Annotated in this window: 18 protein-coding genes; 9 read left to right on the forward strand and 9 right to left on the reverse strand. The window is 46.3% G+C overall.

The features are described 5' to 3' along the window. Positions 1–41 precede the first annotated feature (41 nt). The 8 genes from nagZ to lepA all read right to left on the reverse strand — a co-directional run bounded on the left by nagZ (position 42) and on the right by lepA (position 7888). Complete coding sequence (gene nagZ, locus KJA68_RS06645) at positions 42–1091, reverse strand: beta-N-acetylhexosaminidase (RefSeq protein WP_213036163.1); 1050 nt, start codon at positions 1089–1091, stop codon at positions 42–44. A gap of 209 nt (positions 1092–1300) precedes the next feature. After that, complete coding sequence (acpS, locus tag KJA68_RS06650; RefSeq protein WP_420887630.1) at positions 1301–1690, reverse strand: holo-ACP synthase; 390 nt, start codon at positions 1688–1690, stop codon at positions 1301–1303. A 10-nt stretch (positions 1691–1700) separates the two neighbouring features. Continuing rightward, positions 1701–2426: a pyridoxine 5'-phosphate synthase gene (gene pdxJ, locus KJA68_RS06655; protein WP_213036164.1), complete on the reverse strand. Its 726-nt coding sequence runs from the start codon at positions 2424–2426 to the stop codon at positions 1701–1703. Continuing rightward, positions 2423–3166, reverse strand: a complete 744-nt coding sequence (recO, locus tag KJA68_RS06660; RefSeq protein ID WP_213036165.1) for a DNA repair protein RecO — start codon at positions 3164–3166, stop codon at positions 2423–2425. Before recO ends, pdxJ begins: the two co-directional genes overlap by 4 nt. A 148-nt stretch (positions 3167–3314) precedes the next feature. Further along, complete coding sequence (gene era, locus KJA68_RS06665) at positions 3315–4205, reverse strand: GTPase Era (protein ID WP_213036166.1); 891 nt, start codon at positions 4203–4205, stop codon at positions 3315–3317. Next, the gene (gene rnc, locus KJA68_RS06670; RefSeq protein ID WP_213036167.1) at positions 4202–4876 is read right to left on the reverse strand and encodes a ribonuclease III; all 675 of its coding nucleotides are present in this window, start codon (positions 4874–4876) and stop codon (positions 4202–4204) included. Before rnc ends, era begins: the two co-directional genes overlap by 4 nt. 395 nt (positions 4877–5271) lie before the next feature. Further along, on the reverse strand, positions 5272–6075 hold the full coding sequence (lepB, locus tag KJA68_RS06675) for a signal peptidase I (RefSeq protein WP_213036168.1): 804 nt from the start codon (positions 6073–6075) through the stop codon (positions 5272–5274). A gap of 19 nt (positions 6076–6094) precedes the next feature. Further along, positions 6095–7888, reverse strand: a complete 1794-nt coding sequence (lepA, locus tag KJA68_RS06680; protein ID WP_213036169.1) for a translation elongation factor 4 — start codon at positions 7886–7888, stop codon at positions 6095–6097. A 608-nt stretch (positions 7889–8496) separates the two neighbouring features. On the opposite strand from lepA, the gene KJA68_RS06685 reads away from it, so the two are divergent. The 7 genes from KJA68_RS06685 (at position 8497) to KJA68_RS06715 (ending at position 12876) form a co-directional block, all read left to right on the forward strand. Then, positions 8497–8964 carry a peroxiredoxin gene (locus KJA68_RS06685; RefSeq protein ID WP_213036170.1) on the forward strand — a complete coding sequence of 156 codons (468 nt, stop codon included), beginning with the start codon at positions 8497–8499 and terminating at the stop codon, positions 8962–8964. Positions 8965–8972: 8 nt separating this feature from the next. Continuing rightward, complete coding sequence (locus tag KJA68_RS06690; RefSeq protein ID WP_213036171.1) at positions 8973–10388, forward strand: PhoH family protein; 1416 nt, start codon at positions 8973–8975, stop codon at positions 10386–10388. 87 nt (positions 10389–10475) lie between these two features. Beyond that, the gene (gene msrB, locus KJA68_RS06695; protein ID WP_213036172.1) at positions 10476–10871 is read left to right on the forward strand and encodes a peptide-methionine (R)-S-oxide reductase MsrB; all 396 of its coding nucleotides are present in this window, start codon (positions 10476–10478) and stop codon (positions 10869–10871) included. A gap of 23 nt (positions 10872–10894) precedes the next feature. After that, positions 10895–11437, forward strand: a complete 543-nt coding sequence (locus tag KJA68_RS06700; RefSeq protein WP_213036173.1) for a septation protein A — start codon at positions 10895–10897, stop codon at positions 11435–11437. Continuing rightward, positions 11438–11740, forward strand: coding sequence for a YciI family protein (locus KJA68_RS06705; protein ID WP_213036174.1), 303 nt, complete (start codon positions 11438–11440; stop codon positions 11738–11740). It abuts the gene before it with no gap. Continuing rightward, entirely contained in the window at positions 11737–12024 is a 288-nt protein-coding gene (locus tag KJA68_RS06710) for a BolA family protein (RefSeq protein WP_213036175.1), read from the forward strand. Before KJA68_RS06705 ends, KJA68_RS06710 begins: the two co-directional genes overlap by 4 nt. Positions 12025–12063: 39 nt before the next feature. Next, positions 12064–12876 (forward strand): peptidylprolyl isomerase, encoded by an 813-nt coding sequence (locus tag KJA68_RS06715; RefSeq protein WP_213036176.1) that lies wholly within the window; start codon positions 12064–12066, stop codon positions 12874–12876. Between the two features lie 102 nt (positions 12877–12978). Here the strand turns inward: KJA68_RS06715 and purL are convergent, their stop codons facing one another. Beyond that, positions 12979–16938: a phosphoribosylformylglycinamidine synthase gene (purL, locus tag KJA68_RS06720; protein ID WP_213036177.1), complete on the reverse strand. Its 3960-nt coding sequence runs from the start codon at positions 16936–16938 to the stop codon at positions 12979–12981. Positions 16939–17018: 80 nt separating this feature from the next. On the opposite strand from purL, the gene KJA68_RS06725 reads away from it, so the two are divergent. Beyond that, a complete protein-coding gene (locus KJA68_RS06725; RefSeq protein ID WP_213036178.1) occupies positions 17019–17882 on the forward strand; it encodes an NAD(P)H-hydrate dehydratase in 864 nt (287 codons plus the stop codon). A 63-nt stretch (positions 17883–17945) separates the two neighbouring features. Further along, a complete protein-coding gene (locus KJA68_RS06730) occupies positions 17946–18701 on the forward strand; it encodes a fused MFS/spermidine synthase (protein WP_213036179.1) in 756 nt (251 codons plus the stop codon). Positions 18702–18907: the final 206 nt, after the last annotated feature.

Below are 18907 nucleotides of genomic sequence, written 5' to 3' on the forward strand. Positions count from 1 at the left end.
GATGCACCGTCCCTTGAACTGTTATCTTGCGACAGCACTATCTAGGCAAAAGGTAAATCTGCAGTTCCCGGGCCTATCGTGGCAATTTCATGTACTGCTTTTACAAATTCTGGTTGTTCGTGCAAATGCACCATAGAGTCTGGGTGAGGGCGGCCGCGCATCTGAAGGAGTCGTGCTTTACTGGCTGCCGGCATTTCCCACTTTAACCGGGCTAGCAACTCGTCCGCCAGAGCCGGTTGATTGCACACCAGAACCATATCGCAACCAGCATCCAGCGCCGCCTCCGCGCGTTGCACGATATCCCCGGCTACGGTGGCCCCCTCCATACTAAGGTCATCACTGAAAATGCACCCCTCGAAACCCAATTCGCGGCGCAGGATATCTTTTAACCATATTTTTGAAAAACCCGCTGGATGTTGATCCACTTTGGGATAAATCACATGTGCAGGCATTACCGCAGTCAAACCGAAATTCACCAGTTGACGAAATGGAATCAGGTCACACAACTCAATCTCGGTATAGCTGCGCTCATCTACCGGAACTTCCAGGTGTGAATCAGCATGTACATAGCCATGCCCGGGGAAATGCTTGCCTACGGTAGGCATCCCCCCCTGTTTAAGTCCCAGCAGCAGGCTATGCGCCAGTTCTGAAATAGCCTGGGGCTCCGAATGAAAGGCTCGGTCGCCAATGACGCTGCTGCAACCAAAATCTATGTCCAGTACCGGGGTAAAGCTAAAATCCACGCCACATGCACGCAATTCCGCAGCCAATACATAACCCACCTGTCTCGCCAGATTCCTGGCACGAGACGGATGATCATCCCATATCCTTCCCAGCTCTCGCATCGCAGGTATACGCGTGAAACCTTCGGTAAAGCGTTGCACACGCCCTCCCTCATGATCCACAGAAATTAAAAGGGAGGGTGTACGCAAGCCATGGATGCTGGCTGTAAGTTCGGCAAGCTGTCCCGGAGATTCATAGTTCCGCGCAAACAAAATCACCCCACCAACCAGCTCATTCCGCAAACGCACTTCCTCTTCCGCAGTAAGTGCGAGTCCAGCAATATCCAGCATGCATGGGCCAAGTCCCATCCAACTTCTCCTAAAGATTATTTTTCGCTTTTCAGAATGGTTTCCCTCAGGAATGAGGTCACCAATACACACGCCACATCATAACTATTTCAACTGGATACACTTTATATTCCCTAGGATTGTTTCTGGAACAAAACAGCAAGATGGAAAGTTTGCACCATTGCCGCAAATATTTCACAAAAAATCCTATTGCATCATTTCATCTTGTATCAATTTTTTTCCAGAACCACAAACGCAACCGCTATACCATGATCATCGCTAATACTCAGATGATGTTTTGTAACCCCCAGCTGCATAAGATGGGTGGCCAGTTCTTGATCAAATTCAAAAGCTGGTTTACCTGCACCATCATGTGTCACGCTAATTTTCTGCAAGGTCACCGGATAACGCAAGCCAGTGCCAGCCGCCTTCGCCAAAGCTTCCTTAGCAGCAAAACGCTTCATAAGAAATCGCACAGGATGGAGATGAGCACAATATTCTACCCACTCTTCCTGGCTCAAAACCCGTTTTGCAAAACGCTCACCATATTTACGGTGCACCGCATCAATGCGTGTATAGGCTACAATGTCCGTACCAATGCCCAAAATCAAAATACTCAAGCTCCATGGTTTATGTATGAGTACCTGCAAGCAATGATTTCATTTTTTTCACGGCCTGCTCCAAACCAATGAACAATGCCTCGGCGATAATGGCGTGACCGATATTGAGTTCACTAATATTCGGAATCGCTACGATCGACTGTACATTATGATAATTTAAACCATGCCCTGCATTCACCTGCAACCCCAGAGCATGTGCATAAGCCACCGTGCGCTGAATCCGCTCCAATTCCTGTGCCTGATGCAGCACGCTAGGGGCATCTGCATACCTTCCCGTATGAATTTCTACGACCGGAGCTCCTGCAGCCTTGGCCGCATCCATTTGTTTCTCTTCTGCATCCACAAATAATGAAACCCGTATTCCAGATGCAGCACAACATTCGCATGCATGTTTTACACTATCAAAATGTCCTGCCACATCCAGTCCGCCCTCGGTAGTCAATTCTTCACGCCGCTCTGGCACAAAACATACATCATGCGGCCTGATCCGCAGGGCAATGGCCAGCATTTCTTCGGTTATGGCGCTTTCAAGATTCATGCGGGTTTGCAGCATATCGCGCAGTATTTCCACATCCTTATCCTGAATATGACGACGATCTTCGCGTAAATGCAGAGTGATAATGTCTGCGCCAGCAGCCTCTCCAATTAATGCTGCCTGAATTACATTGGGATAACGTGTTCCCCGCACCTGACGCAACGTAGCAACATGGTCTATGTTCAGTCCAAGCTTGATCATATTCTTTGTAAATCCTTTATCAATTCACGCGTATGCAAAACCTTACCCGCAAGATAATAATTCAATAACATTCGCATAAGCTGTTTGCTTTGTTGCGCACTGACTGCATCGCAGTAATTATCCGCAGCCATGTCCTGCAAGGATTTGCCCAGCATAAACAAACCCTCTGGCTCATCCAGTCTGGCCAGACTATGTGATGCAACAGGTACTGCACCAAGCTCAATCACATAACGATAACCTGCTGCAGGGTTGATTGGCTCTCCACTATCTGCTTCCTGTACCAATTGCAGTGCGTACCCTAACTCCTGCAACAATTTTTTTTCAAAACTTCGCAACGTTGCGGCATGGTCATCTTCATGAACCAATCGATGCAGGGTGTCCCGATAATGGTCAAACAACTGCTCATGAGGATCATCACGCACCATCAAATTGAGCAACAACTCATTTACATACAAACCGCACAACAATGCTTTTCCCTGCAATTGGGGCTGCCCTCCCTGCCATTCGGCACGATGCAAGGTTCGTAATTCATGTTTGCCAAACCAGCTTAGCACAAGTGGCTGAAAACTCATCAATAATCCACGTAGCGGTGACCTTGCACGACGTGCACCACGTGCAATCAGCGCCACGCGCCCATGCTGCCGGCTAAACACCTCCAGAATCAAGCTGGTTTCACGATAGGGATAACTATGTAAAACAAAAGCCAGTTCATCTTCCTGTCTATGTTTATGCAGCTGCAATTTACTCTTCCTGGTCGTCCCCTGTCATGACAGAACAAAAAACATGCAGAACCTAACTACTTGATTTATCTTATACATTAAACGAAATGTCAGGATTTCAATGATAAACCCAGTACCAGCGCGCTAAAAATGAAATTTACAGATACACTTATTCATATCCCAAGCTCTTTAAAACTCGGGCATTATCGGCCCATCCACTCCGTACTTTAATCCACACTTCAAGATAAACTTTCCCGTCAAAAAGTTCTTCCATGTCCAGGCGTGCTTGTGTTGCGATTTCTTTCAATTTTTCACCATTCTTGCCAATCAGCATCGCCTTATGTGCATCTTTATCCACTAATATTGCAGCATGAATGCGGCGCAGCTTCCCTTCCATTTTGAACTGTTCAATGACTACACTTACAGAATATGGAAGCTCTTCGCCGGTAAAGCGAAAAATTTTTTCACGCACCAATTCTGCTGCAAGAAAACGTTCATTACGATCGGTGATTTCATCCTCTGGATAAATTTTCTCGCCCTCATGCAGGCATGGGCGTATCGCATCTAACAGGACATCAAGTTGCCTGTTTTGTTTTGCACTTACCGGAACGATGGCGGTAAATTCTCGTTCCTTGGCCATCACCTGTATGAAGGGCAACAATTCCGTTTTATTTTCAACGTGATCTATTTTATTGATCACAAGAAACACGGGTATATTTTGGGGTAACAGGTTTAATACCTGCCGATCCCGCTCATCGAAATGTCCAGCCTCAATTACGAATAACACCGCATTCACGCTACGCAAGCTATTCGTCACTGCCCGATTCAAGCTACGATTCAGAGTATTTAGATACTTGGTCTGGAAACCTGGGGTATCCACGAATACAAACTGCGCATGATCCTCGGTCAATATTCCAGTAATACGATGACGGGTAGTTTGAGCCTTGCGGGAGGTGATACTTATTTTCTGACCGATCAGATGATTGAGTAGAGTGGATTTACCTACGTTCGGACGACCAACAATGGCAATGAAGCCACTTCGAAACTGGCTTACGTTCATGGTAAACCCTCAATTTTGCGGTAAGCAGCTTCTGCCGCTACCTGCTCAGCAGTACGGCGGCTACTGCCTTCACCGCTGGTAAACAACTTCAATTGCTCGATTTGGCACTCGACCTGAAACAATTGTGCATGAGCCTCTCCTTGAGTGGCGACCAAAATATACCTTGGCAATGCCAAACGTTTTCCTTGCAGATATTCCTGTAACAGGGTTTTGTAATCTTTACCCAAAGTCTGCGCATCTGCACTAGCAATAAAAGGCACATACAGCTTGAGGATAACCTGTTCTGCAGCAGCAAAACCGGCATCCAGGAAAACTGCACCGAACAGTGCCTCCATCGTATCGGCAAGAATGGACGGCCGACGAAATCCGGCACTTTTACGTTCCCCCTCGCCCAGTAGTAATAATTCACCCAAACGCAACTGCTGGGCTAATTTGGACAAAGTTTGCTGATTTACCAGATTTGAACGTAACCGGGACAAATCCCCCTCTGCCAAACCGGGATAAATTTCATATAAATGCTTGGCAACGACACAATTCAGTACGCTGTCACCCAGAAACTCCAAACGCTCATTGTGTGCTGAGCTGTAGCTGCGATGCGTCAGTGCACGCTGCAATAGTTGCGACTGTGCAAATACATGGCCAATCTGATCGCACAACACATCTCGGTTCATCAATTATTTTCTGAATATCTTTTGAACTGCATTCAATTGGCAGGCAAACGCCAAAATTACTGGCCAGCGGGTATTTTACTTGATACTTGATACGCAATGATAGTCAACAGTCGTTACCCGATTTCTTGGAAACGACTTCAACAACAATTTTTTTATTGTTCGCCTTGGAAAAGACTCTGAAAGAACTTATCAAATTGAAGACAAGGCTGATTCCAGACACATTCCACCTTGACATGAATGAACAATTTGCACTGGCACACATGAGCGAGTGCCGGAATTATCATATTGAGCTTCTAAGTAACTCTAGCCGTATTAATCCAGCGTAAAACCATACCATTCTGTACTTATTACCTTAAATATTAGCATCACCTATATCTATAGTATTTACTACCGATTTAATCAATGGATAAGCCAATGCGTTTCAAATCGCCAAAATTCATCCAGATCATAAACGCCTTGCCAACGATCATGTTATCTGGAACAAATCCCCAGTAACGACTATCCCGACTATTATCACGATTATCACCCAGCATGAAATAGTGACCTGCGGGAACCTTGCAACTTACTTCCTCTTCACTGTAAGTACAATTTTCGCGGTGTGGAAATTCCGCCACCGCACCGAGATGTATATTCGGCGCATCCGGGTTGACAAGTATTGCATGACCTTGAACGGTTAACATTTCCCTGAAGCGCTCCGTATGCACAAAATTTAACGCTGTTTCTACATAATTATAGTCCCCCTCCGGCCTCTGTTCCTGCACCACATCATTCACAAACAATTTCTTGTTGCGGTAACGGATATGATCCCCGGGCAGCCCGACCACCCTTTTTATATAATCAAGCGATGGGTTTTCAGGGTAATGGAATACCATAACATCACCCCGGCTGGGGGAATTGACCTGGATCAGTTTCTTGCCTATGATCGGCAGGCGAATTCCATATGCAAATTTATTTACCAGAATAAAATCCCCAACCTGCAATGTGGGTATCATCGAACCGGACGGTATCTTGAACGGCTCAACCAAAAATGAGCGCAAGAGGAATACCACCAGAATTACTGGAAAAAAACTCTTGGAATACTCCACCCACCAGGGTTCTTTTGCAGACTCATTACGCCTTCTCTGCAACAGAATGCGATCCAGTAACCATAAGCCACCAGTAATCAGCAGCAAAACAAACATAATTAAAGCAAAGTCCATCCTGATTCCCGTCGTTACGTTATTTTTCGCTAACCTGCAAAATGGCCAAAAATGCTTCCTGCGGGATTTCCACGTTACCTACCTGCTTCATTCGTTTCTTGCCTGCTTTCTGCTTTTCCAGCAACTTGCGCTTACGTGAAATATCACCGCCATAACATTTGGCCAATACATTTTTTCGCAGGGCCTTGATATTCTCTCGCGAAATGATGTTCGAGCCGATGGCAGCCTGAATAGCTACATCAAACATCTGCCGCGGAATTAATTCGCGCATTTTTGCTGCCAATTCTCGACCGCGATACTGGCTGTTGCCACGATGCAAAATAACAGCCAGCGCATCTACCTTCTCGCCATTGATTAACATATCCACCTTGACCACATCTGCCGGCCTGTATTCCTTAAATTCATAATCCATCGACGCATAGCCACGCGAAATCGATTTCAGTCTGTCAAAAAAATCAAGTACGATTTCGGCCATAGGTATTTCATACACCAGCTTTACCTGTTTACCGTGATAGCTCATATCCAGCTGAACCCCACGCTTCTGCGTACACAGAGTAATCACCGCGCCAACATATTCTTGCGGCATATATAAATTAACCGTCACAATAGGCTCACGAATTTCCTCAATCCTGGATGGGTCGGGCATCCTGGATGGATTATCCACCTCAATTACCGTCCCATCTCGCTGAACCACCTCATAAATAACGGTTGGCGCAGTTGTGATCAGATCCATATTAAATTCTCGTTCCAATCGCTCCTGCACAATTTCCATATGCAGCAAACCCAGGAATCCGCAGCGAAAACCGAAACCTAAAGCCTGCGAAACTTCAGGTTCATACTGCAACGAAGCGTCATTCAGCCTGAGTTTTTCCAGAGAATCACGCAAAGCCTCATACTGATTGGATTCTACAGGAAACAGTCCTGCAAACACCTGGGGCTGCACTTCTTTAAACCCAGGCAGAGCCTCCGCGGCAGGCCTGCTTGCAAGAGTGATGGTGTCACCAACCTTGGCTGCCTTCAGTTCCTTGATGCCTGCAATAACAAAACCAACCTCTCCGGCAACCAGAACTTCACGCGACTGCGATTTAGGTGTAAATACACCGATATGTTCCGTCAGGTACTGTGCCCCGGTAGCCATCAGCAATATTTTGTCTTTGGGTTTCAAAGAACCGTTGAAAATCCGTACCAGCATGACCACCCCAACATAATTATCGAACCAGGCATCGATAATCAAGGCACACAACGGCGCTTCCGGGTCTCCCTCAGGCGCAGGTACCTTGGCAATTAGAGCTTCCAACACATCCCGCACACCCTCGCCTGTTTTGGCCGAGCATCGTGTCGCATCATGGGCATCAATACCAATTACCTCTTCTATTTCCGCAATAGCGCTTTCTGGATTTGCAGATGGCAAGTCAATCTTGTTCAGAACAGGCACGACTTCCACGCCCAAATCAAGGGCGGTATAACAGTTCGCTACCGTCTGCGCCTCCACCCCCTGTGATGCATCTACTACAAGCAATGCACCCTCACAGGCAGACAGAGAGCGTGAGACTTCATACGAGAAATCCACATGACCAGGGGTATCAATCAGATTGAGGTTGTATGTCTGACCATCATTAGCCTTATATTGCAGAGCTGCGGTCTGAGCTTTAATGGTAATACCGCGCTCACGCTCCAAATCCATGGAATCAAGCACCTGTTCTTCCATCTCCCGGTCAGAAAGCCCTCCACACAACTGAATAATCCGATCTGCCAAAGTAGACTTGCCATGATCAATGTGAGCGATAATGGAGAAATTACGAATATGTTGCATTCTGTTTTGAATTCCAAGATTGTCTAATTTAATTTACCAGCTCATAACCTATTAAAAATAAAAATATTTTTAATAGGTTTATAAAAATTCAATAAGTTAATCAGAGTTTGACATCAAAACAGAACTGGATTGAAAAAATTGAATCAATAATTTAAAGAGCTAGAATAAAGTACACCTAAATTACAATTATACCTTGAAGATATAAAATCCTGCGGCATATACCCTGTATAACGCCAAAATTTCCCGGGGCAGTATTGCAGAAAACAGAAAATAGAAAATTCAAAAATATGAATACCTAAATTAACAGGCTTATTGAATTAACAGGCTTATTGAACAAATAACAAATACATGAAAAATTAATAAGATACAGGAAAACCCTCTATAGTTTGCAATAAATCTGGACTTCTGGTCCCATTTATACAGGACACACAATACTGGTACTGATTACTTTTTTTCCCACCCGCTACTACAGCAATTATCCCGGAGCAATTTAAGTTCAATTAAAACACTGCCATGCAATTTATCTTAGCGCATAAGCTTGTCCGGCGCTTGCCTTGTTCATAAATTTTGTAAACAATGGTCATGTACTTACATGGAGAAAATCATAAATGCTAGACCAAGCTGTTGCCGATTTTACAATTCCTGCTACTGGCGGACAAACTTTTAATCTCTTTTCCGCACGCGGAAAACTCCTGGTAATTTTCTTCTACCCCAAAGATAATACTCCAGGCTGTAACACTGAAAATCAACAATTCCGTGACCTGTACACAGCATTCAGGCAGGCTGATTGCGAAGTGGTCGGTATTTCACGGGACAGCATTCAATCACATGAAAACTTTAAGGCCAAATTCAATCTGCCTTTTCTTCTTCTGGCTGACACAGAAGAAACAGTATGCAAGCAATTTGGCGTAATCAAGCTGAAAACCCTGTATGGCAAGCAGGTACGAAGCATTGAACGCAGTACTTTCGTGATTGACCAGGAGGGAATTCTCCGTGGCGAATGGCGCGGCGTAAAAGCCGATGGTCATGCCCAGGATGTACTGCAATTTATACAATCTTTACCCCGACCGATTTAAGGAGCATCATGCCTTCCCGTGATACACCGCCTGCAACTCATGCGACCAAATTATTCGTGCTGGATACCAATGTACTGATGCATGACCCAACCAGTCTTTTCCGTTTCGAAGAACACGACATTTACCTGCCGATTTTTGTTCTGGAAGAACTGGACAACAATAAAAAGGGAATGACAGAAGTTGCACGAAATGCCCGGCAAGCCAGCCGGTACATTGATTCACTGGTAAGCGACAGTAGTTATAACATTGATGCCGGTGTACCGTTACAATCCCTCGGCAACAGGGATGCTACTGGTCGCCTGTTTCTGCAAACCCGGTTCATCACCAACGAGCTCCCGACCAATATGGCAATCGGGAAAGCCGACAACGCAATCCTTGGCGTGGTAATGTTCCTCCATAATCAGTATCCCAGCCGTTCCGTAATTCTGGTCAGCAAGGATATTAACATGCGCATCAAAGCGCGTGCACTGGGGCTGGATGCACAAGACTATTTTAATGACAAGGTGCTGGAAGACACCGACCTGCTATATTCTGGAACTTTGGCTTTACCGGAGGACTTTTGGGAAAAGCACGGTTCAAACATTCAGTCCAGAGCACAAGGCGAGCACACTTATTATACAATCCAGGGACCATTATGCCGGGATATGCTATTGAATCAGTTTGTTTATCAGGATTCAAACAATCAAGCTTTCTATGCTGTGGTTACAGAGCAAAATGGTGACATCGCCACGCTTCGCACCGTAACGAATTATACTCACAGTAAAAATACCGTATGGGGCATTACTGCACGCAATCGTGAACAGAGCTTCGTACTGAATTTGCTCATGAATCCTGAGATCGATTTTGTCACGCTCCTTGGGCAGGCTGGCACTGGAAAAACTCTGTTGACCCTGGCCGCAGGATTAGTGCAAATGCTGGAACACAAGTTATATTCTGAAATCATTATGACTCGCGTTACTGTCCCTGTTGGTGAAGACATCGGTTTTTTGCCCGGTACTGAGGAAGAAAAAATGTCACCATGGATGGGCGCCCTGGACGACAATCTGGATGTTCTTAACACGCCAAGCGACGAAAGTGGAGAATGGGGTCGCGCTGCCACACGCGATCTGATCCGTTCACGAATCAAAATTAAATCCCTCAACTTCATGCGCGGACGCACTTTCCTGAATAAATTCCTGATAATAGACGAAGCTCAAAATCTCACCCCCAAGCAAATGAAAACCCTAATTACACGAGCTGGCCCTGGCACTAAGGTAGTATGCATGGGTAACATCGCACAAATTGATACACCCTATCTTACCGAAGGCAGCTCCGGACTGACTTATGTTGTGGATCGTTTTAAGGGCTGGAAACATAGCGGACATGTCACTTTACAAAGGGGTGAACGATCACGCCTGGCCGACCATGCAGCTGAAGTACTGTGAATAATTGTTATTACTACTGCCCGGCTTTACCTGATATTCACGTGCCGCCTGCATATTGATCAAATTAGCTAAGCATAAATGAATATCATGAATAGAAAAATCCAGAAACCAGACTCTGAATGGCAGGAGGAATTAAGCCCGGAGCAATATAATATTTGCCGGCAATGCGGTACGGAACCCCCTTTTACCGGGGAATACTGGGATTGCCACGACACCGGGTCATATCGCTGTATATGCTGCGGCAACCAGCTTTTTGATTCTGCTTCAAAATTCGAATCCGGCAGCGGCTGGCCAAGTTTTTGGGAGCCACATCAACCGGAGAGCATCACGATGCGCAAAGATTTCAGCCATGGCATGGAGCGTGTCGAAGTGCTTTGCAGCCAATGTGATGCACACCTCGGTCACGTATTCGAAGATGGTCCGGAACCAACCGGATTACGCTACTGCATCAATTCCGCTGCTCTGACACTAGACCGGGGCTGAGTTACCCTGCATAATTTAAACCCATGAAACTGCTATTTGATCTATTCCCGGTTATATTATTCTTTGTTTCCTTTAAACTATTTAATGTTTATGTAGCCACTGCGGCAGCAATTGTTGCTACTATTGCTCAAATTATCTGGGTAAAATGGCGACATGGCAAAGTAGATGCCATGCTGTGGGTTAGCTTTGCCATCATTGCGGTATTTGGAGGTGCCACACTCATACTTCACGATGAGACATTCATTAAATTCAAACCCACCATTCTGTACTGGGTATTCGCCACCATATTGCTAGGCTCCAGCCTTTTCTTAAAAAAGAACCTGATACGTACCCTGCTGCATGAAAAAATTTCGCTTCCATCCAAGGTGTGGGGACAGCTCAATCTGAGCTGGAGCTTGTTTTTTGTCTTACTCGGCATTATAAATTTATACGTTGCATTCAATTTTTCTATTGATGTATGGGTAAATTTCAAACTTTTTGGTGCTACCGGAATAATGCTGGTATTCGTCCTGCTTCAATCCCTTGTACTGTCAAAATACATGCACGAAAAAAAGGAAATCAACTAAATGATATATGCAATTATTGCAGAGGATGTGCCAGACAGCCTGACAAAACGTCTGGCAGCACGCCCTGCACACATAGCTCGATTACAAGCACTGCAGGAAGAAGGGCGCCTTATTCTTGCCGGCCCCTTCCCGGCCGTAGATGCAATTGATCCGGGTGCGGCAGGATTTACCGGGAGTCTGATAGTGGCAGAATTCGCAACATTGGAAGATGCCGAATCCTGGGCACAGACAGACCCGTATATTACTGCCGGTGTGTACGCACAAACCATAGTTAAACCATTCAAGAAGGTATTTCCCGTATGACCTCGTTTTCCAACAACTCAGGCAACCGCATCGAAAAGATAAAGGCTCTCCTTGCCCCCCTTCAGCCGACACATATGGATATTACCGATGACAGTCACAAACATGCAGGGCATGTCGGAGCACGTAGTGGCGGTGGACATTATCACCTCCTGATTGTTTCCCCCCAATTTGAAAACAAACCTATAATGACACGGCACCGCATGATATATTCTGCGTTAGATGAAATGATGAAACATGACATTCATGCATTGACTATTACTGCCTGTACGCCAGAAGAACTGTGATTCTTAATATTATTTAATCTTTCCAACGAGGACAAAACAATGCTGAAATTTCAAAAACTTGCCACTGTTGCCTTATTTTCTGCATTTGCAATTAATCAGGTCCATGCGCAAGAAAATACTGCAGGTGCTACAGAACCGGAAAAGCCTGTTGCCGTAGTGAATGGCATTGCCATTCCTCAAGCACACGTAAACATGCTTGTCAAAAATGCCTCTCAGCAGGGGAAACGAGACACTCCCGAGCTACGCGCTGCTATTAAGGATGAACTGATCAACCGCGAAATTATGGCACAGGAAGCAATAAAACAAGGTCTCGACAAGCAACCTGATACCATTAGTCAATTTGAACTGGCCAAAAAAAATGTTCTTGTCAGTGTGTTTTACCAAAATTATCTTAAAACCCACCCTGTTAGCGAAGATTCAATTAAGCAGGAATATGAGAATTTCAAAAAATCGACCGGGTCCAAAGAATACAATGTCCGGCACATTTTAGTAAAAACTGAAAATGAAGCAAAGACGATTGCTGCTCAATTAAAAAAGGGAGCAAAATTCGAAGATCTAGCGAAAAAACACTCCCTGGACCCAGGTTCGCGTGATAAGGGCGGGGATCTGGGTTGGGCTTTACCAGGTAATTTCATGCCAGCATTTGCAGATGCCCTTACAAGCCTGAAAAAAGGTGGGGTGAGCGCACCGGTACATGTTGATACTGGCTGGCATTTGATCAAGCAGGAAGGTGTACGCGACTTTAAATTTCCAGATTATCGGGATGTAAAAGGAAATATCATGCAACGCCTGCAATTGCAATCTGTCCAGAAGACACTAAATGATTTGCGTACAAGTGCAAAGATAGAATAAATCTAGTATATCCACCGGAATAAAAAGCGGCCGTGAGGCCGCTTTTTATTCCAAATCATTTTATTCCTGATAGCCGCTGACAAACCCAGACAACCAAAATAGTTAATTAACCCACTTACGCGCATTCTGGAACATGCGCAGCCATGCGCCGTTTACAGTCCATTCAGCTGGACGCCAGGAATATTGCAAAGCCAGAAACAACCGTTCCGGGTGCGGCATCATAATATTGAATCTCCCATCCACCGAAGTCAATCCGGTAATACCCTGTGGTGAACCATTTGGATTCAAGGGATAAATCTCTGTTGGTTGGCCATAGTGATTCACATAACGGAGCGTAATCAACGGTTGCGCCACGTTCAGGTGCTGGCCATTGCGGAAACGGGCATATCCTTCACCATGTGCCACCACTATGGGCATGCGGCTTCCAGCCATCCCATCAAATAATATTGAAGGGGAATGCTGTACTTCCACCATCACGAAACGTGATTCAAACTGTTCCGAAAGGTTACGTCCAAAATGGGCCCAATGCTCGGCTCCAGGAATAATTTCATGCAAGTTACTCATCATCTGGCAACCATTGCACACGCCCAAGGCAAACGTATTATCACGCTTGAAAAAAACCTCAAACTCATCCCGTGCCCGCTGGTTAAACAATATAGATTTTGCCCATCCTTCCCCTGCTCCCAACACATCGCCATAGGAAAAGCCACCGCATGCAGCCAGTCCGTGAAATTCCGCCAATTTCACGCGACCGGAAATAATATCGCTCATGTGTACATCCACCGATGCAAAGCCAGCCCGGTCGAACGCCGCGGCCATTTCAACATGTCCATTCACTCCCTGCTCACGCAATATTGCAATCTTTGGGCGCAATTTCAACAGTGCAGGCGCTACAATACTCACATTCAGGTCATATGTAAGCTGCACATGCAAGCCAGGATCGGCAGAATCCAGAATACAGTCATATTCCTGCTGGGCACAAACCGGATTGTCACGCAATTTCTGCATGTGGAAGGTCGTTTCCGACCAGATACGTCTCAAATTGACACCCGTATCACTGAACAGCGTAGTACCCTGCTTCTGGATACGAATCAAACCGCTTGTGTCCAGTGTAGCAATGGAATGTACCGCATCAAGACCAACGTTTTTACACATGGCCTGAATATAAAGAACGTCCTTGCGATTTACCTGAATTACTGCACCCAACTCTTCATTGAACAGGCTACTCAGGACATCACCAGGCAGTCCATCCATTTGTATGGTCAGACCAACATGAGCAGCAAATGCCATTTCACAAAGTGTAGTAAATAGTCCGCCATCGGAACGGTCATGATAGGCGAACAGCCTACCTTCACCATTCAGACGCTGGATAACATCAAAAAAGTTTTTTAATTTTTTGGCATTGTCCAGGTCGGGGCCGACATTCCCGGTCTGTTTATACACCTGTGCCAGTGCAGACCCGCCCATACGGTTCTTGCCTTCCCCCAAGTCAATCAATAACAGCACGGTATCTAAATTGACCACCAATTGCGGCGTTAAAGTGCGACTCACATCCACGCAAGGAGCAAACGCTGTCACAACGAGTGAAAGTGGGGCCGTTACTTCCTTTCTATCGAGGCCTTCCTGCCAGGCAGATCGCATGGACATGGAGTCCTTGCCCACCGGAATACTGATACCAAGCTGCGGACATAGCTCCATGCCAACTGCACGCACAGTATCAAACAGGGCGGCATCTTCGCCATTATGGCCGGCTGCGGCCATCCAGTTGGCTGATAATTTAATATCACCGATTTTTTCAATATGCGCCGCTGCTATATTGGTTATCGCCTCCCCAACTGCCATTCTGCCAGACGAAGGAGCATTGAAAACCGCAAGAGGTGAACGCTCACCCAAAGCAAACGCTTCACCAAGTACAGTGTTAAAACCCCTCAGAACAACCGCCACATCCGCGACTGGAACCTGCCATGGACCAACCATCTGGTCACGCGCACTCATCCCACCCACAGTGCGGTCACCAATGCTGACAAGAAAAGTTTTGTCAGCTACGGAAGGCAAGCGAAGAATGCGCTCAATTGCATCCTTGAGATCGATTTCTCTAGGATCAAATTCAGGAAGCTCGACAAGCCGGCGCTTCACATTACGTGTCATTCTAGGAGGTTTGCCTAACAACACCGACAAGGGCATATCCACTGCATTATTTTCAAATAACTCATCATGCACTATCAACTTATCCTCGGGAATCGCATTTCCCAGAATGGCAAACGGACAGCGCTCACGCTCGCACAGAGCTTTAAATTCCGCCAAGCGACTCGAATCTATAGCGAGAACATAACGTTCCTGTGCTTCGTTACTCCAAATCTGCAATGGCGACATACCCTTCTCTTCAGAAGGAATAGCACGCAATTCAAAATAAGCACCCCGGCCTCCACCATGTACCAACTCAGGTAACGCATTGGAAACCCCTCCTGCGCCAACATCATGTATGGACAGGATCGGATTATGTTCACCCAACTGCCAGCAACGGTCAATTACTTCCTGCGCACGGCGTTGCATTTCTGGATTTCCTCTCTGAACCGAAGCAAAATCGAGATCTTCTGCATTAGCTCCCGTATCCATGCTGGATGCAGCTCCTCCGCCAAGCCCGATCAGCATCCCTGCTCCACCCAGCTGTATCAGCAACGCGCCTACAGGCAATGCCTGTTTGTGGGTATGCAATGCCGAAATACTGCCCACTCCGCCCGCCAGCATAATAGGTTTATGATAGCCACGTACTTCACCATTGACAGTTTCTTCATAGGTCCGAAAATAGCCAGCCAGATTCGGGCGACCAAACTCGTTATTGAATGCGGCTCCACCGATCGGTCCTTCCAGCATGATCTGCAAGGCAGAGGCGATGCGGGAAGGCTTTCCGTAAACTGAAGGAGCTACATTTTCATCTTCATCTAAAGAAATGCCTGAATCAGCTCCTCCAGTCCTTTCCCATAACTGCCCGAATCCTGGAATATTCAGATTAGACACTGAAAAACCGGTCAGCCCCGCCTTTGGTTTGGAGCCCACTCCAGTCGCACCTTCATCTCTTATTTCTCCCCCTGCACCAGTAGCAGCCCCCGCAAAGGGAGAAATGGCCGTAGGATGATTATGGGTTTCCACCTTCATCAGCGTATGCGTCAATTCCTCGCAATAAGCATACTCACCGCCGGCACAGGGATAAAATCGTTCGATGCATGCCCCCTCTATCACGGAAGAATTATCGGAATAAGCAACAACCGTACCTTCCGGGTGCAGCTTATGGGTATTGCGTATCATGCCGAAGAGCGAAATTTCCTGCGGTTCACCATCTATAACCCAATCCGCATTAAAAATTTTGTGACGACAATGTTCCGAATTCGCCTGGGCAAACATCATCAATTCCACATCGGTAGGATTACGCCCCATCTGGATGAAATTTTCCAGCAAATAGTCTATTTCATCGGCGGATAATGCCAGCCCCATATCACTATTCGCCGTATCAAGTGCAGCTTTTCCACCATTCATAATATCGACTATGGATAGTGGCAATGGCTCACTGTGAAAGAAAATCTTTTTAGCCACCCCATCAAAGCCTGCCTGCAATAAAACATCAGGCCCCAACATGGATTCCGTCATCCGGTCATGCAACAATGGCTGCAACAGTTTCAACTCTGTTAGAGTCAGATTTTTATCATTCTCAACCCGAACAGAATACACAATGCCACGTTCGATGCGATCAACTGAATGCATGCCGCAATGATGCATAATATCCGTGGCCTTGGATGACCATGGAGAAATGGTGCCCAGTCGTGGCACAATTAATATCTGTGATATCTGATCTTCCTTCCCCTTCTCCAGCACGTTGTCCCCCAGCCCGAGGAGACTATCCAGCAGCATGATTTCAGCTGCAGACAACTCCTTGTTCAAAGAAACGAAGTACCAATGACATGCATTTTCTATGTGTACATCAGGTATGGCCGTACCAACCAAAGCACGCAACTTTTCAAGACGGAAGGCAGATAACGCAGATTTTCCGGGGACAATGCGAAACATATACAGGCTCTCAGGACTTTTAAAATCAGCTTATTATTATACTATGCAGCCTTACTGCCCACCCGGAAAGAAATATTTTTATGCCAGCTTCACAACACGCTCCCAGCATTACCTCCAGACAGGTTTCTGCATATCTCTCACCAAGACCTCACGACAGCCATAAGGGCAATTTCGGCACAGCAGCCATTATTGGGGGGGCTCCAGGCATGATCGGCGCGGCAATGCTGGCAGGACGTGCTGCACTCAAGCTCGGAGCCGGAACAGTACATATAGGTATGCTGGCAGAAAATACCATGAGTGTGGATATAAATCAGCCTGAATTAATGATACATAGTGCCCATACTGTACTGCACTTGCCCAGGCTGAGTGTTTTAGCCATAGGATGCGGAATGGGAAATGGCGAAACTGCCCAGCAAATTTTGCAGGACGTACTCCATCTTAATTCCGTACTGGTAATTGATGCAGACGGGCTTAACATTCTCGCTCTTCGCCCTGATTTACGCACGATGTTAATTTCACGTGATCAGGATTGTGTGTTAACACCACATCCGGGCGAAGCTGCACGTCTGCTTGGTTGCTCAACGGAAGATGTGCAAACTTCACGCCTGGAATCCGCAAAAGAACTCGCCAGTATCTATCGCAGCGCGGTTGTACTAAAAGGAGCAGAAAGCCTGTGCGTCACCCACGCTGGAACAGCTTATGTCAACAAAACCGGCAACCCTGGCATGAGCAGCCCTGGAATGGGCGATGCACTGACCGGCATGATCGCTGCCTTTGTCGCACAAGGATTAAATGCAGATCAAGCATTGTTGCTTGCGGTACATCTGCACGGATCAGCAGGAGATACATTGGCCAAACAGGGGATAACAATCGGCATGACCGCTTCTGAAGTTATCGAATGCGCGCGTAAGATACTGAACCAATGGGTTAAACCCGGATATTGAACCTGTTAGTGTTTACACATGGAAAAACTTACTCTGAATATTTATTACGCATTAGGTTAAAACATGAGCATCCCGATTGATATCCGCGAGCAATCCGGAATCCGCACCCTGCACTTTGGCTCTGAATGGATCCAGGGCGCAATGCGCATTGCGCGCCCATGGAGCCTGGAACTGAATTACACCAAAGAAATGATGGCGAGTTTACTACTGCGGAGGGAAAGTCACTTTCCCAGAAAAGTATTGCTGATTGGTCTTGGGGCAGCCTCTCTGACCAAATTTCTATATCGCAACTACCCACTGGCAAAACTTACCGTAGTGGAAATCGAACCTGCAGTCATTGCTGCTGCACGTCAGTTTTTCAAACTGCCGGAAGACCCGAAAAGATTAAAAATCGTGATTGAAGATGGTGCAGAATATATCCTTAAAAGCAAACAGACCTATGACCTGATCCTGGTCGATGGGTTTGACGCATATGCCCGGGCAGGTGTACTCGAAACCTTGCAGTTCTACCAGGTTGTACGCGCACATCTGAACAAATACGGCATTATGGCTGCCAATCTCTTAGGGCGCGAACGTGGTTTTAAAAAAACTGTGGAGCGGATTCATCAGGCCTTTGACGGCCGTGTTTTAATTTTACCTGCCTGCGACAGTGGAAACGCCATTGCATTTGCGGTCTCAGGCGAACCGATTTCCACCTCGATAGATGACCTGAAAGAACAGGCCGAAACATTGAAAAGAAAAACCGGCCTCAATCTGAAAGCAACCCTGGCACGACTGGAATATGCCCAAAATTACAGTGGAGGAATACTTGAGATATAACATTCAATATATCCTGCCAGTCGAAAGACGGGTTGGCATTATCCATGCGTACGCATTACCCCGCCTCTATCCATACTTAAAAATAAGGTTTTTTACACCTTGAGAACGATCATTCATTAGAACGAAGAGGGAACAGATTGCCACAGGGCAATACAGCCCGCTCCCTCCGGACCTGCCAATTCTCGTATTTGCAATCCAGTTTAGCA

The sequence above is a fragment of the Candidatus Nitrotoga fabula genome (assembly GCF_905221025.1).
GTDB lineage: Bacteria > Pseudomonadota > Gammaproteobacteria > Burkholderiales > Gallionellaceae > Nitrotoga > Nitrotoga fabula.

Bases quoted from the DNA above. Each gene is read 5' to 3' on its own strand.
- pdxJ (WP_213036164.1), bottom strand. From the start codon at position 2,426: ATGATCAAGCTTGGACTGAACATAGACCATGTTGCTACGTTGCGTCAG.
- KJA68_RS06715 (WP_213036176.1), top strand. From the start codon at position 12,064: ATGCTGAAATTTCAAAAACTTGCCACTGTTGCCTTATTTTCTGCATTT.
- rnc (WP_213036167.1), bottom strand. From the start codon at position 4,876: ATGAACCGAGATGTGTTGTGCGATCAGATTGGCCATGTATTTGCACAG.
- msrB (WP_213036172.1), top strand. From the start codon at position 10,476: ATGAATAGAAAAATCCAGAAACCAGACTCTGAATGGCAGGAGGAATTA.
- KJA68_RS06725 (WP_213036178.1), top strand. From the start codon at position 17,019: ATGCCAGCTTCACAACACGCTCCCAGCATTACCTCCAGACAGGTTTCT.
- era (WP_213036166.1), bottom strand. From the start codon at position 4,205: ATGAACGTAAGCCAGTTTCGAAGTGGCTTCATTGCCATTGTTGGTCGT.
- purL (WP_213036177.1), bottom strand. From the start codon at position 16,938: ATGTTTCGCATTGTCCCCGGAAAATCTGCGTTATCTGCCTTCCGTCTT.
- KJA68_RS06730 (WP_213036179.1), top strand. From the start codon at position 17,946: ATGAGCATCCCGATTGATATCCGCGAGCAATCCGGAATCCGCACCCTG.
- KJA68_RS06685 (WP_213036170.1), top strand. From the start codon at position 8,497: ATGCTAGACCAAGCTGTTGCCGATTTTACAATTCCTGCTACTGGCGGA.
- KJA68_RS06710 (WP_213036175.1), top strand. From the start codon at position 11,737: ATGACCTCGTTTTCCAACAACTCAGGCAACCGCATCGAAAAGATAAAG.
- lepA (WP_213036169.1), bottom strand. From the start codon at position 7,888: ATGCAACATATTCGTAATTTCTCCATTATCGCTCACATTGATCATGGC.
- KJA68_RS06705 (WP_213036174.1), top strand. From the start codon at position 11,438: ATGATATATGCAATTATTGCAGAGGATGTGCCAGACAGCCTGACAAAA.
- KJA68_RS06700 (WP_213036173.1), top strand. From the start codon at position 10,895: ATGAAACTGCTATTTGATCTATTCCCGGTTATATTATTCTTTGTTTCC.
- lepB (WP_213036168.1), bottom strand. From the start codon at position 6,075: ATGGACTTTGCTTTAATTATGTTTGTTTTGCTGCTGATTACTGGTGGC.
- KJA68_RS06690 (WP_213036171.1), top strand. From the start codon at position 8,973: ATGCCTTCCCGTGATACACCGCCTGCAACTCATGCGACCAAATTATTC.
- nagZ (WP_213036163.1), bottom strand. From the start codon at position 1,091: ATGGGACTTGGCCCATGCATGCTGGATATTGCTGGACTCGCACTTACT.